Source organism: Duganella sp. BJB1802 (assembly GCF_013369445.1).
Classification (GTDB): domain Bacteria; phylum Pseudomonadota; class Gammaproteobacteria; order Burkholderiales; family Burkholderiaceae_D; genus Rugamonas; species Rugamonas vulcania_A.
The window spans coordinates 161,688-176,645 of sequence record NZ_JABWEF010000017.1 but is presented as its reverse complement, the minus strand read 5'-3'; the positions used below and the strand labels follow the sequence as shown (position 1 = coordinate 176,645).

Sequence of the window (14,958 nt, the reverse complement as noted above, 5' to 3'; positions counted from 1 at the left end):
CGCTGAACGCGGCGGTGGAGGCGGCGCGCGCCGGCGAGCAGGGGCGCGGCTTCGCCGTGGTCGCTTCCGAGGTGCGCAACCTGGCCCAGCGTTCGGCGGCGGCCGCCAAGGAAATCAAGGAGTTGATCGGCGATTCGGTGGGGCGGGTGGAGGCCGGCAGCCGGCTGGTCGGGCAGGCCGGCGAGACCATGGGCGAGGTGGTGGCCAGCGTGCAGCGCGTGACCGCCATCATCGGCGAGATCTCGATCGCCAGCGGCGAGCAGCGCGACGGCATCGAACAGATCAGCATCGCCATCAGCCAGATGGACAGCGTGACCCAGCAGAACGCCGCGCTGGTGGAGGAGGCTGCGGCGGCCGCCGACGCGCTGGAGCAGCAGGCGGCCGGGCTGGCGGCGGCGGTGAGCGTGTTCAAGCTGCAGGAGCAGCGGCACGCGTCCCACGCGCCGGCAGCCCCGCGACGCCTGTTGCAGGTGGCCTGAGCGGCCCGATTGCGGTGCGTCTTTTGATACCGCTCAAATACATGCGCGAACAGGCTTGGAACTGCTGATCTATTGAGTATGCTTCCCTCTTCCCCCGGACGGAGAGGGACAGCATGAACAGTCTATTGCCGGTACTGGCCGGCCTTGCATTCAGCCTGCTGGCGCTGTGGTACGGCGAACTGCGGGTCCGCGGCATGCGCGCCCGCTACGCCCAGCTGCAATCGGCGCTGGAGGCCCACCGCGACGCAGAAATGCGGCTGGACTACATCGCCCACCACGACAACCTGACCGGCCTGCCCAACCGCCTGCAATGCCAATTGCAGCTGGAACACGGCATCGCCTACGCGCGCCGGCACGGCAGCCTGCTGGCGGTGTTGTTTGTCGACATCGACCATTTCAAAGCCATCAACGACAATCTCGGCCACGACGCCGGCGACCAGGTGCTGGTGCAGTTCGCGCAGCGCCTGCGCCAGTGCGTGCGCGAGGTCGACACCGTGGCGCGCCAGGGCGGCGACGAGTTCATCGTGCTGCTGACCGAACTGCGCTGCGCCCAGGACGCGCAGCAGGTGGCCGACAAGATCAACGCGGCGATCGCCGCGCCATTCCTGGTGCACGGCGAGACGCTGGCGGTGGCCGCCAGCATCGGCATCGCCGTCTATCCCGACGACGACCTCGACATCGAGGCGCTGCTGGAGAAGGCCGACCTGGCGATGTACGCGGCCAAGCAGCGCGGCAAGGGCGCCGGGGTGCGCTTCGCGCCCAGCATGCAGGCCAAGGCCTACTCGCGGGTGGTGCTGGAGACCGCGCTGCGCCACGCGCTGGAGCACGGCGAGTTCGTGCTGACCTACCAGCCCAAGCTGAACTTGAACGAGCAGAAGATCACCGGCGTCAAGGCGCTGCTGCGCTGGCGCCATCCGGAGCTGGGGCTGGTGATGCCGCCGGACTTCCTGCCGGTGCTGGAGGACAGCGCGTTGATCCTGCCGGTGGGCGCGTGGGTGCTGGCCACCGCCGCCGCCCAGGCGCGGCGCTGGATGGAGCTGGGCCATCCGCTGACGGTGTCGGTGCACCTGTCGCAGCGCCAGTTCTACCAGAAGGACATCGCTGGCGTCTTTGCCGACATCCTGGCGCAGGCCGGCGTGCCGGGGCGTTACATCGAACTGGAAATCACCGAGGACATGTTGATCGACAAGAACCAGAATTGCGAGGCCGTGCTGCGCCAGTTCAAGGAGCTGGGCATGCGTATTTCGATCAGCGATTTCGGCACCGGCTATGCGTCGCTCAATTACCTGCGGCGCTTCCCGGTCGATCTGGTGAAGATCAACAATTCCTTCGTCGACGACCTGCGCCGCGCGACACCGCATCCGGCCGAGCGCCACGGCGACGGCCGCGCGGCGGACGAGGGCGCGATGGTGCGCGCCATCATCGCCATGGCCCACACGCTGAACATGCAGGTGATCGCCGGCGGCGTGGAGACCGGCGACCAGCTGGCCCAGCTGACGGCGATGGGCTGCGACGAGGCCTTCGGCTTCTGCCTGAGCGCCGCCGTGCCGCCGGACGAGCTGGAAACACTGCTGGCGAACCGCCGCCGGCTGTCGGCGCCGGTGGACACGGCCGTTTAGCCGCCGCCCGCCGTGCCAGCGCCGCGCGGCAGCGGCATGATGCGGACGCCGTGGATATCGAAGCGGTTCGACGGTCCCTTGACGCCGCCCGCGTCGCCATAGCTGGCGTTACTTTGCAGGTAGCTCATGTTGTAGAAATCGCCGAGCTCCATGCGGTAGCTGCCCGCCTTGAGCGCGGCTTTCACTGGCGTCGACCACGAGGGCCCGGCGCTGGCCGGCGAATGCGGCAGCGCCACCACGCCTTGCGCCACGACGGCGCCGTTGCCATCCTTGAGCGTCATCCACTTCACGCCGCCGCTGATGCCCAGGTTGACCTGGTGCGCGGTGTTGCGGTACTTGAGCTGCAGCGCGTAGGCGCCGTCGCGTTCGACCTTGATGTCCTGCACCGCGAAGGTATCGCCCGGCGCGCCCCAACCGGCGATGCGGCCGTCGGCTTCTGCCACGCTCGATAACACGCGCCGGTCGCCGGCGGCGATCTCCACGCCGCTGTTCAGGCAGACCGGCGCGCTGTGATGGCTGCGGTTGCCCGAGCCGGCATACATCGCCTCCACCGAGTAGCACAGATTGTCGCTCTCGCCATGCCCCGGCAGCGTGGCGCGGCGGTCGGCCCAGGTCCTGGCGCTCACGCGCTGCGTGGCCAGCTTGCCGTTTCGGTAGATGTTGTAGACCACACCCTTGCCGGTGCCCTCAAGATGCAGCGTCGGAAAATCGTAGGTGCCGCGCTCGAGCTTGACGATGCGCGGCTCGGGCGGCGCGTACGCGGCAGGATCGACCGCCAGCGGCTGCGCGGCCACGCTGCGCTTGACCTGCTGGCCCGCCACCAATTTGCCGAGCCGGATCTCGATGACATTGTCCGCGTCCAGTGCCGACCAGGCCAGCGAAGCCGCCGCCGGCTTGCCGTTCAGCGTGACGGCATCGACTTCGTAATAACCATCGCCGCGCGCGGCGGGCGGCAGCGACAGCCGCACCTGCACGCGCTTGCCGCGCAGCGCCAGATTGTTCAGCGTGACCGTATCGCTGCCCGCGAACGCCTCGCGCCGCAGCCTGGCCGTCACGAACGGACGCAGCGCGATGCCGTCGTCCGTCGTCTGCACGCCGAACACACCGCCCACCACCATGCCCAGGTAGGCGCCGACGGACCACAGCTGCCGCCGCGAGTCGACCACCGGCCCGCTCAGGTCACGCTGTCCCTGGCGGTCCTTCAGCATCGGCTGGCCCGACAACCACTCCAGGTTCTCCATGTTCGACAGATTGAGCGCCGCGCCGCGCATCAGCGTATCGTAGGCCGCGTCGGCGACGGCGACATTGCCGCTCATCGCCGCCGCCTTCAGGCCGAAGGCCGTCACGAACGGCCACATCGCGCGGTTGTGATAGATCGCCACGCCCGGCTGCTGCGGATAGATCACCGGCGCGCCGAGCGGACCATGCGGATAATGCGCCAGGATGCTCTCGGCCTGCTTGCGGTCGGCGATGCCGGTGATGATCGCCAGCGATTGCCCAAGCCAGTCGTACTTGTACATCGGCGCGCCGTCGAAGTGGCCGGCCGTCAGGCTGCTGTACATGCCGGCGTCGGCCTGCCACAGGCGCTGGTTGATGGCGCGCTTCAGATCCGCCGCCCACGCCGCGTACTTGTCCGCCAGCGCCGCGTCGCCTTGTTCCCGGGCCAGCCGCGCCGCCAGCGTCAGCGCCTTGTAATGGCCGGCGTTGGTGGACAACGCCTTCGACGTCGCCATGCTGGCCAGGTCGCCCGCGATCCAGTTTGCGTAGCTTTGCTCGCGCCAGTCGAGGAAGGATTGCTCGCCGTTGTACAAGCCGTCCAACGGATCGTAGGCCGCCAGCCGGTCGTTCTCCAGCGTGTTGGACAGCGCACGCAGCGCGGTCGCCGCGAAGGCCTTGCGCTCTTCCGGCGCCAGCGCCTTCAAGGCTTCCTCCGCGCCGAAGGCCCAGCTGACGCGGTCCGTGCTGACCGGCCAGCTGCCGCCGCTGCCGGTGTCCTGGATGATCTGCAAACCGTCGGCGCTGCCGGCGACGTGCGCGCCCGGCCGCACGCCGTCGCGATAGCCGGACAGCTTGAATTCCAGCGAGTTGCGCACGCGGCGCGGGTCCAGCATGCCCAGTCCCAGCGAGGCCGCATAGGACAGGTCGCGCGTCCACACGTAGTGCCACAATTCGCCCGTCTCGAAGCAATCGCAGGCGATGGCCTTGCCGCCGTTGTAGCTGCCGTCGCGGATCTCGCCGACCGAGTCCTGCTTCATCTCCGCGCCGGCCAGCGCGAACAAGGCATCGAAGGCCAGGTTGCCGCTGCGGACGGACGGCAGTCCCTCCGCCTCCGCGTAGCCGATCTCCTGCTTGCCGCCGTCGCGCACGCGCATCGTGGTCGATTGCGTGTAGCTGCGCAGCGGGGCGCCGGCGTCCGGCGTGGCATAGCGCACGGTCTCCTGCTTGCCGTCCCAGGTGGGATAGCTGGTGCTCAGCGTGGTGGCGGCGCTGGCCGCCAGCGCGGGCAGGGCAAGGGACAAGGCGCCAAGGCGGCGACGGGACAGCTTCATTGTTCGATCTCCAGTATCAGCGCCGAACGCGCGGGCAGCGTCACTTCGCCATCGAGCGCAACGCGCTTGCCGCTGATGACGTCGACGCCGGCGCGCACGCCGTTCAGCATCTCATGGAAGCGCGCGGTTTTCAGCACGGTGTCGGTGGCGTTCTTGTTCAAGGCTACCATGACTTTTTTGGCGCCGTCGTAGCGGAAGTAGACGTAGGTATTCTGCTCCGGACCGTAGTGCATCATCTTCCCATGATGGATCACGGACGCGCCCTTGCGCCAGTTGAACAGCTTCTTCACATAGGCCTGCGCGGCCGCCTGCTGCGCACTCAGGCCTGCGCCGGTGAAGGCGTTGACCGCGTCGCCGCGCCAGCCGCCGGGGAAGTCGCGACGGTACGACGCATCGTCGCGGCCCTTGGTGGTGCTGGTCATCTGGATCTCCGTGCCGGCGTAGAACTGCGGGATGCGCGGCGCCGTCGCGATGAAGGCCATCGCCATGCGGAACAAGCCATCGTCCGCATTGAGCTCGCTGTAGATGCGCGACATGTCGTGGTTCCCTTCGAATAGCACCAGGTTGCCGGCGTTCGGATACAGATAATCCTGCGACAGTGTCTCGTACAGATTGGTCAGCCCGTGCTCCGCACCTTCCGGCGCGGCCAGCGCGCGGCGCATGGCATCGGTCAGCGGGAAGTCCATCATGCTCGGCATGTGCGATTCGTAGCCGTTGAAGTTCCGCTTGCCCTCCTGCCAGTGCGCGACGACAGGGATCAGCGGGCTCCATTCCTCGCCCACCAGGTTCAGCTTCGGGTACTCGGCCATCACGCTGCCGGACCAGCGGCTCAGGAACGCGGTGTTGGAATAGCCGTAGGTATCGACCCGCAGGCCGGACAAGCCCGCGTACTCGATCCACCAGATATCGTTCTGGATCAGATAGGTCGCCACATGCGGGTTGGCCTGGTTCAGGTCCGGCATGCTCTCGACAAACCAGCCCTCGGTGAAGTTGCGCTTGTCCTCTTCCGACGCGTAGGGATCCTGCAGCGCCACCCGATGGTGCTCGGTCGGCACGAATTTGCCCTGGTAGGTCAGCCAGTCCGCCATCGGCATGTCCTGCATCCACCAGTGCTTGTCGCCGATGTGGTTCAGCACCACGTCCTGGATCACGCCCAGGCCTTTTGCGCGCGCCTGCGCGACAAAGGCGCGGTACTCCTCGTTGCTGCCATAGCGCGGATCGATGCGGTAATGGTCGGTGGTGGCGTAGCCGTGGTAGGAGTAGGCCGGCGAGTTCGATTCCAGCAACGGCGTCGGCCAGACGGTGGTGAAGCCCATGCCGGCGATGTAGTCCAGATGTTCGGCCATGCCGCGCAGGTCGCCGCCGTGGCGGCCCGAGGCTTCGGCGCGGTTGACGCGCTCCGTCATGCCGGCCGCGTTGTCGTTGGCGGGATCGCCGTTGGCGAAGCGGTCCGGCATCACCTGATAGATGGCGTCGCTGCTGTTGAAGCCGGCGCGCTGGGCCGAGCCGGCGGCGCGCGCCAGCAGCTGGTAGTTGTAGTGCACGGCCTGGCCGTCGCGCTTGAACACCAGGTCCATCCGCCCCGGCGCGGCGGTGGGAGCGATCTCCAGGTTGACGAACAGGTAGTTGCGGTTGGCGACCCGCTCCACCGAGGCGATGCGCACGCCGGGGTAGGCCAGCGCCGGCTCCAGGTCGGCGATCCGTGGCCCGTGCACCATCAGCTGCAGCGCGCCGTTGTGCATGCCGGTCCACCACAACGGCGGGTCCATGTGCTCGATGCGGTAGTTGTCGGCGTGGGCGATGAACGGCAGCGCGGACAGCAGCGCGGCGGCGAGGATTTTGCTCATGGTGTCTCCATCAGGTAGTCGGACTACAGCTGTTTTTCTGTGCAGTTCCGCCCGAGAATACTATGAAAGTGGGAGGGCATCAAATGCCGGATTCTAGTTTTAATACATTTCCCGGTTGAGTCCGTCTTAAAGTTATCCATGAAGCAACTTCGGTGCGGCGGCGACGTTGGAAATGCTACGTACTGAAGTGGTATTGAGGTCAAATATGTAGTTCCACTACATCGTTGCAGGGTGGTTTCTGTAGCCGAAATACAACGCGCACGGCGATTTCACGGGGCGCCCAAGGGCTAGTGCCACTCTGTGGACGTAGCGCGGCTGAAGTCTGATTGACACAGAATCTAGTTTTAGTACAAAATTCTTCATAGAACGTCTTTTAGAACGTTTGCAATCCTTGGAACCCGTGTAGTCGATGGTGCGAGAGCAGGCTGTAGTGTCGCGGGTATATTTTTAGATGAGTGAGGGGACATTTGATGATCAAATCCGCCAACCAGCGCGGCGCCAGCTCGGCTCCGACCAGTGTTGCATTTAAGTTGAGCCCGGTAGCAGCCGGCTGTGCAATGCTGCTGTCCGCCATTTCCGGTTCCGCCTACGCGCAAGACGCGACCGCCGGCCAGGCCGCCGACGCGCCTGTAATCCAAACGGTGAAAGTGTCCGGTATCCGCCGCGGTATCGAAGACGCGATCTCCGTCAAAAAGAATTCCGAATCCATCGTTGAGGCGATCTCCGCTGAAGACATCGGCAAGCTGCCGGACGTGTCGATCGCCGAATCGCTGTCGCGCCTGCCAGGTGTGGCCGCGCAACGCGTGGCCGGTCGCGCCCAGGTGCTGAGCATCCGCGGCCTGGCGCCAGACTTCTCGACCACCACCCTCAACGGTCGTGAACAGGCGTCCACCGGCGACAACCGCAGCGTCGAATACGACCAGTATCCATCGGAACTGATCAACGGCGCCGTGGTCTACAAGACGCCCGACGCATCGCTGGTCGGCCAGGGCCTGTCGGGCACGGTCGACCTGCAGACCGTGCGTCCGCTGGAATTCCCGGGCCGCACGATGGCGATCAACGTGCGTGGCGAGAAGAACTCGATCGGCAAGCAGAACGCCGGCTACAAGGACAAGGGCTACCGCCTGAGCGGCATCTACATCGACCAGTTCAACAACCGCACCCTGGGTGTGGCGCTGGGCTACGCCCGCCTGGACTCGCCTGGCCAGTACCAGAAGTGGAGCAGCTGGGGCTACGGCTTCGATCCGAAGACCGGCAGCACCACCGGCCTGGCCAACTCCGGCAACGAGATCGACGCCGGCTCGACCAAGCAGACCCGCGACGGCCTGATGGCGGTCGTGCAGTGGAAACCGAACCGCGACTTCCAGTCGATGGTCGACACCTACTACTCGAAATTCGATTCCGACACCACCATCCGTGGCATGCAGTTCGGCACCGGCAACTGGATGGGCGGCCTGACCTACGCCAACCCGATCTTCGCCAGCTACGGCGGCACCCAGGTGCTGCAGAGCGCGACCGTGGGCGGCATCAAGCCCGTGCTGCGCAATGACCTCAACACCAACCGCGACAAGCTGTTCGCCATCGGCTGGAACAACAAGCTGCGCATGAACGAGGACTGGACCGGCATGGCCGACTTCAGCTACTCGAAGGCGGACCGCCAGGACATGATCCTGGAAACCTACGCCGGCGCGTCGGGCAACGACAGCGCCAAGATCGTCCGCGACAACAACACCGGCCTGCCGCAAGTGACCACCGGCCTGAACTACGCCGATCCTTCCGTCGTCAAGCTGAGCGATTCGGGCGGCTGGGGCCAGGACGGCTACGTCAAGTATCCGCAGGTGACCGACAAGCTGAAATCGGCCCGTTTCTCGGCCAAGCGCAGCCTGGACGGCATGTTCAGCAACCTGGACGTGGGCGTCAACTTCACCAAGCGCGACAAGACCCGTCAATCGGCGGAGATGCTGGTCAACCTGAAGAACGGCCGCGCGCCGATCGGCGTGCCGTCGAACCTGATCCAGGATCCGACCTCGCTGGGCTTCGCCGGCATCCCTGGCATCCTGTCCTATGACATCATGGGCGCCGTCAACAGCCTGTACACGCTGACGCCTAAGATCCACCAGGACATCTACAACAAGGACTGGCTGGTCAGCGAGAAGGTCTCGACCGCCTACGCCAAGGTCGGCATCGACGACACCTGGGGCGTTCCGGTGAAGGGCAACTTCGGTGTGCAGATGATCCACACCAACCAGAGCTCGAACGCGTTCAACGTCGACACCAACGGCCTGAACAAGCCGAAGTCGGTGGACGAGGGCACGTCGTACAACGACTTCCTGCCTAGCCTGAACTTGAACTTCGACCTGGGCAGCGAGCAGCACGTGCGCTTCGGCCTGGGCAAGACGATGGCCCGTCCACGCCTGGACCAGCTGCGCGCGTCGTCGAGCGCGTCGGTGGACACCACCAAGCTGACGTGGACCGGCGACGGCGGCAATCCCAAGCTGAAGCCATGGCGCGCCAACGCGATCGACCTGACGTACGAGAAGTACTTCGACAAGAGCACCTACTTCAGCGCCGCGACCTTCTACAAGAAGCTCAGCACCTACATCTACGACCAGATCGTACCGTTCGACTACACCAGCTATCCTAACGATGGCGTGACGCCGAAATCGAACATCGGCACGCTGAAGCAGCCGGCCAACGGCACGGGCGGCTCGATCAAGGGCGTGGAACTGTCGGGCTCCATCGACGGCAAGGTCCTGTGGACCGGCCTGGACGGCTTCGGCGCCACCGGCTCGATCTCCCGCACCAAGAGCGAGATCGCTCCGGACGGCCCCGGCACCACCGGCGCACTGCCTGGCCTGTCGCGCACCGTGTCGAACGTTCAGTTCTTCTACGAGAAGTCGGGCTACTCGGCACGCGTAACCCGCAGCGAGCGCTCCAACTTCCGTGGCGAAGTGACCGGCTTCGGCGCCGACCGCACCTTCACCGACATCAAGGGCGCCGCGCAAGTGGACTTCCAGGTTGGCTACGAGTTCAAGGAAGGTCAGTACAAAGGCCTGTCGCTGCTGTTCCAGGTGATCAACGCGAACGACGCCGCCTACCAGACCACCCTGAGCAACGGCACCCTGAAAGTGCCAGGCGAGTACACCAAGTACGGCCGCACCATGCTGCTGGGCCTGAACTACAAGATGTAATTCGGACCGGTCCAAAACACCCCCTGTCAGCAGCAGCCGGCAGGGGGTGTTTTTTTTCGTGCACAATATCGGACAATACAAAAGCTGGAGACAAACATGCAGCACAACCAAGCGGACCGCCGCATCAAGCAGATCCTGATCGTCGGCGGCGGCACCGCCGGCTGGATGACGGCGGCGGCCATGTCCAAACTGCTGGGCGGCCACTACCAGGTGCGCCTGGTGGAGTCGGACGAGATCTCCACGGTCGGCGTGGGCGAGGCCACCATCCCGCAGATCAAACTGTTCAACCAGGCGCTGGGCATCGACGAAGACGACTTCTTGCGCGAGACGCAGGGCACCTTCAAGCTGGGTATCCAGTTCGTCGACTGGGGGCGGCTGGGCGAGAACTACATCCACACTTTCGGCAGCATCGGCCAGGACATGGGCCTGGTCGAGTTCCACCACTACTGGCTCAAGCTGCACCAGGCCGGGCTGGCGCCGGACTTCGGCGCCTACTCGCTGGCGGCGGTGGCGGCGCCGCAGAACAAATTCATGCGCGCTGTCGATGCCGGCAACTCGCCGGTGTCGCACATCGCCCACGCCTTCCAGTTCGACGCCGGCCTGTATGCGCGCTACCTGCGCAAGTTCGCCGAGGCGCGCGGCGTGGTCCGCACCGAGGGCAAGATCGCCGATGTGATCGTGCGCGAGGGCGACGGCCATGTGGCGGCGGTGACGATGGAGAACGGCGAGCGTATCGAAGCGGACCTGTTCATCGACTGCTCCGGCTTCCGCGGCCTGCTGATCGAAGGCGCGCTGAAGACCGGCTACGAGGACTGGACCCACTGGCTGCCGTGCGACCGCGCATTGGCGGTGCCGTGCGAATCGCATGGGCCGATCACGCCGTACACGCGCGCCACCGCGCGCACGGCCGGCTGGCAGTGGCGCATCCCGCTGCAGCACCGCATCGGCAATGGCCATGTCTATTCGAGCAAATACATCAGCGACGACGAAGCCACCGCGCAGTTGTTGGCGAATCTTGATGGCGCGCCGCTGGCCGAGCCCAAGCCGCTGCGCTTCACCACCGGCAAGCGGAAAAAGTTCTGGAACAAGAACGTGGTGGCGATCGGCCTGTCCAGCGGTTTCATGGAGCCGCTGGAATCGACCAGCATTCACCTGATCCAGTCGAGCATCGCGCGCTTGATGAGCCTTTTCCCGGACCGCGATTTCGAGCAGCACAACATCGACGAGTTCAATCGCCAGGCGCACTTCGAAGTCGACAAGATCCGCGACTTCCTGGTGCTGCACTACCACGCGACGGAGCGCGACGACACGCCGTTCTGGAACTACTGCCGCACGATGGACGTGCCGGAAAGCCTGAAGCAGAAGATGGACCTGTTCAAGCAGCACGGCCGCTTCTACCGCGAGAAGGACGAGATGTTCGCGTCCGTGAGCTGGCTGCAGGTGATGCTGGGGCAGGGCATGCGGCCGCAGTCCTACCATCCGCTGGTGGACCTGTATCCGCAGGAGCAGATCGAGGCTCACCTGCGCACCATCAAGACCGTGGTGGAAAACTGCGCCGCCAAGATGCCGGGCCACGAAGACTTCATCAACGCCCACTGCGCATCGGCGGCGATGCGGATGAAGCGGCCGAACTACGGCATGCGCTAAGCGTTTTTACAGCGGCGGCGCCGCGCAGCACGAGGCGATGTACTCCTCGTGCGTCGGCATATGTTCGGCGCAGCGCAGCACCACCTCCTTGACGTTGCCCAGGAAGGCGGCGATGTCCTCCGCCGAGCGCTGGTCCACCAGCGGGTGGTAGCCCTTGGCGCGCAGGCCCTGGCCGTGCATCACCTGCAGCCAGCTGGTTTCCGTGAACAGCTCATCGCTGCCACGGATGATGCGGCCATTGCTGCGGTACAGATCCATGCGCCGCTGCAGCGTGGCCGGTATCTCCATGTTGCGGCAGTAGTCCCAGAACGGCTTGCCCTCGCGCGCATTGAGCTTGTAGTGCAGGATCAGGAAATCGCGGATGGCGGCGTACTCCTCGTCGGTCGCCTGGTTGAAGGCGTCGATGTCGGGCTGGTCGTAGCCCTTGTGCGGGAACATCGTCAGCAGCCGCGTGATCCCCGTTTGCACCAGATGGATGCTGGTCGATTCCAGCGGCTCCATGAAGCCGCCCGCCAGCCCGATGGCCACCACGTTCTTGTTCCACGCCCGTTTGCGCTTGCCGGTGGTGAAGCGCAGATGGCGCGGCTGCGCCAGCGGCTTGCCGTCCAGGTTATTCATCAGGATGGACTCCGCCTGTTCCGGCTCCATGAATTTGCTGCTGTAGACGTGGCCATTGCCGATGCGGTGCTGCAGCGGGATGCGCCACTGCCAGCCGGCGTCGTGGGCGGTGGAGCGCGTGTAGGGCAGCAGCGGGCTGACGGACTCGCACGGCACGGCGATCGCGCGGTCGCACGGCAGCCAATGCGACCAGTCCTCGTAGCCGGTGTTGAGCGCGCCCTCGATCAGCAGGCCACGGAAGCCCGAACAATCGATGAACAGGTCGCCCTCGATACGCTCGCCGTTTTCCAGCACGATGGCCTGGACATGGCCGTCGTCGGCGCGCAGCACGGTTTCGACGATGCGGCCCTCGGTGCGGCGCACGCCGCGTTTTTCGCTCAGGCCGCGCAGGTATTTGGCGTACAGCGCGGCGTCGAAGTGGAAGGCGTGGGAGATGTCGGACAGCGGAGAGCCCGTGCTGTCGCTGACGGCGCGCAGGAATTTGTTTTTGCGGGCGGCGACGGTGTTGATCGAGTAGTGTTCGATGTCCGGCACCTGGCCGTCCTGGTATAGCTTGAGCCAGTACTGGTAGAACTTGGCCAGCAGCTGGTCGCGCCCGATCACGCCGAAGCCGTGGATGTAGGAGTCGCCCTGCTTGCCCCAGTTGACGAATTCGATGCCGAGTTTGAAGGTGCCCTGGGTCTGGCGCAGGAATTCGTTTTCGTCGACGCCGATCAACTGGTTGTAGCCCCGGATAACCGGGATGGTCGCCTCGCCGACGCCGATGGTCGATATCTCGTCCGACTCGACCAGGCGGATCTTGCATCCGTTTGAAATCAGCGTTGACAGCGCGGCGGCGGTCATCCATCCAGCGGTGCCGCCGCCGACGATGACGACGTTCTTCACCAGTCCAAGACCCATTTTGTCTCCTGTAGTTATATGTGTAGTGATGTGATTTGGCACCCTCCGATGGGGTGCCAAATCAATAACTTAACATACACAGGAGAGGGGGCTTCTTCTCCCTGTGGCGAACGCGGCGTTCTGAGTACGCAACAGGCAGCTCTTGTGGTAGCCGGCTGGCTTGGTCTTGCCGGAGTAGATGTCCCAGCGCACTTGTCGACCGAGGAGGCGAACGCAGGGCTTGCGGCTGCAGTCCTACTTTCCGCTGGTGCCTGTATTCGCGGGAGAAGACCGAGGTCCATCTGCGCACCATAGGAACTGTGGCGAAGACCTGCGCGGTTATGCTGGGCCGTGAAGACTTTATCGCTGCCAACTGCGCATCTGCGACAACGCGGATGAGGCGGCCAAAGTACGACATGTGCCGTGCCTGAAGCCATGGTCACGGGCCTTGAACGGGCTGACGTCTTGGTTTACAATTTTAAATATATTTTGATTTTCTGGAAACCTGCCGGCCAACTCCGGTTTGTGAGCGAGGGGGGATTATGTTTAGTGTTCGACTGCATCGGGCTCGCAAGGCGGCAGGGCTGTCACTGCGCGATCTGGGTGAGCGGGTAGGCGTCTCTCACGCTGCCATCAAAAAATATGAAGACGGTGTCGCCATGCCCTCCAGTGATATCCTGCTGGGGCTTTCGCGTGCGCTGAATGTGCGTACCGAATATTTTTTTCGTCCTGAGCCTGTTACCCTGGAGGGTATCGAATATCGTAAACGCAGCTCCCTACCAAAAAAACGTTTGGATGCCATTACCCATGAGGTAATGGATCAGATCGAGCGCCGCATCGAGTTGGAAAATTTGTTTCCGCATTCGCCAGTCAAGGTGTTTTCCGCGGTCGGCGAATTGCCGGACTCTATCGGTGGGATGGATGAAATCGAAACGGTGGCCGAGTGTATCCGTAAGGCGTGGGATCTTGGCTTCGATCCGATACCTGATTTGATAGACATACTGGAAACGAATGGTGTTCGTGTCTTTATGGTCGAAGCTGGCGCCGATTTCAAGTTCGATGGCCTTGCTGCGCGCGTCGACGGTATGCCGATTGTGGTCGTTGGTCGCCATTGGCCGGGGGATCGTCAGCGCTTCACGCTGGCGCACGAGTTGGGCCATCTTATGCTTGAGGGGCGTCTTTCTGAAGGTCTTGACGAAGAGTTGGCATGTAATCGTTTTGCCGGCGCTTTCCTGTTTCCCCGTCCTTTTGTTCTGCAAGAGTTAGGAGAACACCGCAACGCCATCGAATTGAAAGAGTTGGGTTTGCTTAAGGATGAGTTCGGATTGTCAATGTCCGGGGTGCTACATCGAGCGCAGGACCTTGGCGTTGTCTCTCCAGCCTACCGTGCAGAACAGACGAAGCTTTTTCGTCTCAAGGGATGGCATGTGAAGGAGCCCGGGCGTGAGTGCCCTGCCGAAACGCCGCGCATCTTTGAGCAACTGGTATTTCACGCGTTGGCTGAAGAGTATATCGGGGAGTCGAAGGCGGCCGAATTAATGAACATGCCATTGCAAAAATTCCGGCGCGTTCGCTCGCTGGAGGGCGGCGATGCTGCTGTTGATTAGTGATGCCAACATCTTGATGGATGTAGAGGTGGGCGATCTGGTGGCATCAATGTTCAGTCTCGGCTACCAGTTCGCCGTACCGGATGTTTTGTATTATGAAGAGTTGGAGGCGCAACATGCTCATTTGTTGGATATAGGACTGCAGATACGCACGCTGTCAGCCGAAAATGTTGGGCGCGTCCAGGTGATGAGCCAAACCTACCCCAGGCCGGGGCGCAATGATTTGTTCGCGTTGGTGTTGGCGCAGGTCGAGAACTGCCCGTTATTGACAGGCGATGCGGCTCTTAGGCAGGCTGCCGAGATGGAAAAGGTCGAGGTCCGTGGTACCGTCTGGCTAATGTTGGAGATGGTGCGTAAGCGGCGCATCACCGTCGCGGCGGCCAGGGCGGCGCTCCATAAGATGCGCGCAAACGGTAGGCGTTTGCCTTGGAATGCCGCTGAACAGGCGTTGACGGTCCTTGAAGCTACGCCTCCAATGGAATAGGGATTTGGATGTTTGTCCGCATAGCGGTCACAGTAGCA

At 63.8% G+C, this 14,958-nt stretch carries 9 protein-coding genes; 6 read left to right on the top strand and 3 right to left on the bottom strand.

Going from position 1 to position 14,958, the window contains the following annotated elements:
* Together HUX88_RS24430 and HUX88_RS24425 are read left to right on the top strand one after the other, a co-directional pair.
* On the top strand, nt 1–479 hold a 479-nt coding region (locus HUX88_RS24430), incomplete at its 5' end, for a methyl-accepting chemotaxis protein (RefSeq protein ID WP_229219512.1).
* A 113-nt stretch (nt 480–592) separates the two neighbouring features.
* Nucleotides 593–2,098, top strand: coding sequence for a bifunctional diguanylate cyclase/phosphodiesterase (locus HUX88_RS24425; RefSeq protein ID WP_176363453.1), 1,506 nt, complete (start codon nt 593–595; stop codon nt 2,096–2,098).
* Here the strand turns inward: HUX88_RS24425 and HUX88_RS24420 are convergent.
* Together HUX88_RS24420 and HUX88_RS24415 are read right to left on the bottom strand one after the other, a co-directional pair.
* The gene (locus tag HUX88_RS24420) at nt 2,095–4,647 is read right to left on the bottom strand and encodes an esterase (RefSeq protein ID WP_176363452.1); all 2,553 of its coding nucleotides are present in this window, start codon (nt 4,645–4,647) and stop codon (nt 2,095–2,097) included. The two genes, HUX88_RS24425 and HUX88_RS24420, sit on opposite strands and share 4 nt — an antisense overlap.
* Complete coding sequence (locus HUX88_RS24415) at nt 4,644–6,494, bottom strand: glycoside hydrolase family 13 protein (protein WP_176363451.1); 1,851 nt, start codon at nt 6,492–6,494, stop codon at nt 4,644–4,646. The genes HUX88_RS24420 and HUX88_RS24415 overlap by 4 nt, the downstream gene beginning before the upstream one ends.
* Before the next feature lie 470 nt (nt 6,495–6,964).
* Between HUX88_RS24415 and HUX88_RS24410 the strand changes: the two genes are divergently transcribed.
* Nucleotides 6,965–9,685 (top strand): TonB-dependent receptor, encoded by a 2,721-nt coding sequence (locus HUX88_RS24410; protein WP_176363450.1) that lies wholly within the window; start codon nt 6,965–6,967, stop codon nt 9,683–9,685.
* Nucleotides 9,686–9,781: 96 nt separating this feature from the next.
* Complete coding sequence (locus HUX88_RS24405; RefSeq protein ID WP_176363449.1) at nt 9,782–11,332, top strand: tryptophan halogenase family protein; 1,551 nt, start codon at nt 9,782–9,784, stop codon at nt 11,330–11,332.
* Between the two features lie 6 nt (nt 11,333–11,338).
* On the opposite strand, the gene HUX88_RS24400 is transcribed toward HUX88_RS24405, so the two are convergent.
* Nucleotides 11,339–12,850, bottom strand: a complete 1,512-nt coding sequence (locus tag HUX88_RS24400) for a tryptophan halogenase family protein (protein ID WP_117011823.1) — start codon at nt 12,848–12,850, stop codon at nt 11,339–11,341.
* A gap of 521 nt (nt 12,851–13,371) precedes the next feature.
* On the opposite strand from HUX88_RS24400, the gene HUX88_RS24395 reads away from it, so the two are divergent.
* Entirely contained in the window at nt 13,372–14,436 is a 1,065-nt protein-coding gene (locus HUX88_RS24395) for an ImmA/IrrE family metallo-endopeptidase (RefSeq protein ID WP_176363448.1), read from the top strand.
* Nucleotides 14,420–14,920: a DUF3368 domain-containing protein gene (locus HUX88_RS24390; protein ID WP_176363447.1), complete on the top strand. Its 501-nt coding sequence runs from the start codon at nt 14,420–14,422 to the stop codon at nt 14,918–14,920. Before HUX88_RS24395 ends, HUX88_RS24390 begins: the two co-directional genes overlap by 17 nt.
* Nucleotides 14,921–14,958 lie beyond the last annotated feature (38 nt).

Bases quoted from the DNA above. Each gene is read 5' to 3' on its own strand.
- HUX88_RS24390 (WP_176363447.1), top strand. From the start codon at position 14,420: ATGCTGCTGTTGATTAGTGATGCCAACATCTTGATGGATGTAGAGGTG.
- HUX88_RS24425 (WP_176363453.1), top strand. From the start codon at position 593: ATGAACAGTCTATTGCCGGTACTGGCCGGCCTTGCATTCAGCCTGCTG.
- HUX88_RS24400 (WP_117011823.1), bottom strand. From the start codon at position 12,850: ATGGGTCTTGGACTGGTGAAGAACGTCGTCATCGTCGGCGGCGGCACC.
- HUX88_RS24395 (WP_176363448.1), top strand. From the start codon at position 13,372: ATGTTTAGTGTTCGACTGCATCGGGCTCGCAAGGCGGCAGGGCTGTCA.
- HUX88_RS24420 (WP_176363452.1), bottom strand. From the start codon at position 4,647: ATGAAGCTGTCCCGTCGCCGCCTTGGCGCCTTGTCCCTTGCCCTGCCC.
- HUX88_RS24405 (WP_176363449.1), top strand. From the start codon at position 9,782: ATGCAGCACAACCAAGCGGACCGCCGCATCAAGCAGATCCTGATCGTC.
- HUX88_RS24410 (WP_176363450.1), top strand. From the start codon at position 6,965: ATGATCAAATCCGCCAACCAGCGCGGCGCCAGCTCGGCTCCGACCAGT.
- HUX88_RS24415 (WP_176363451.1), bottom strand. From the start codon at position 6,494: ATGAGCAAAATCCTCGCCGCCGCGCTGCTGTCCGCGCTGCCGTTCATC.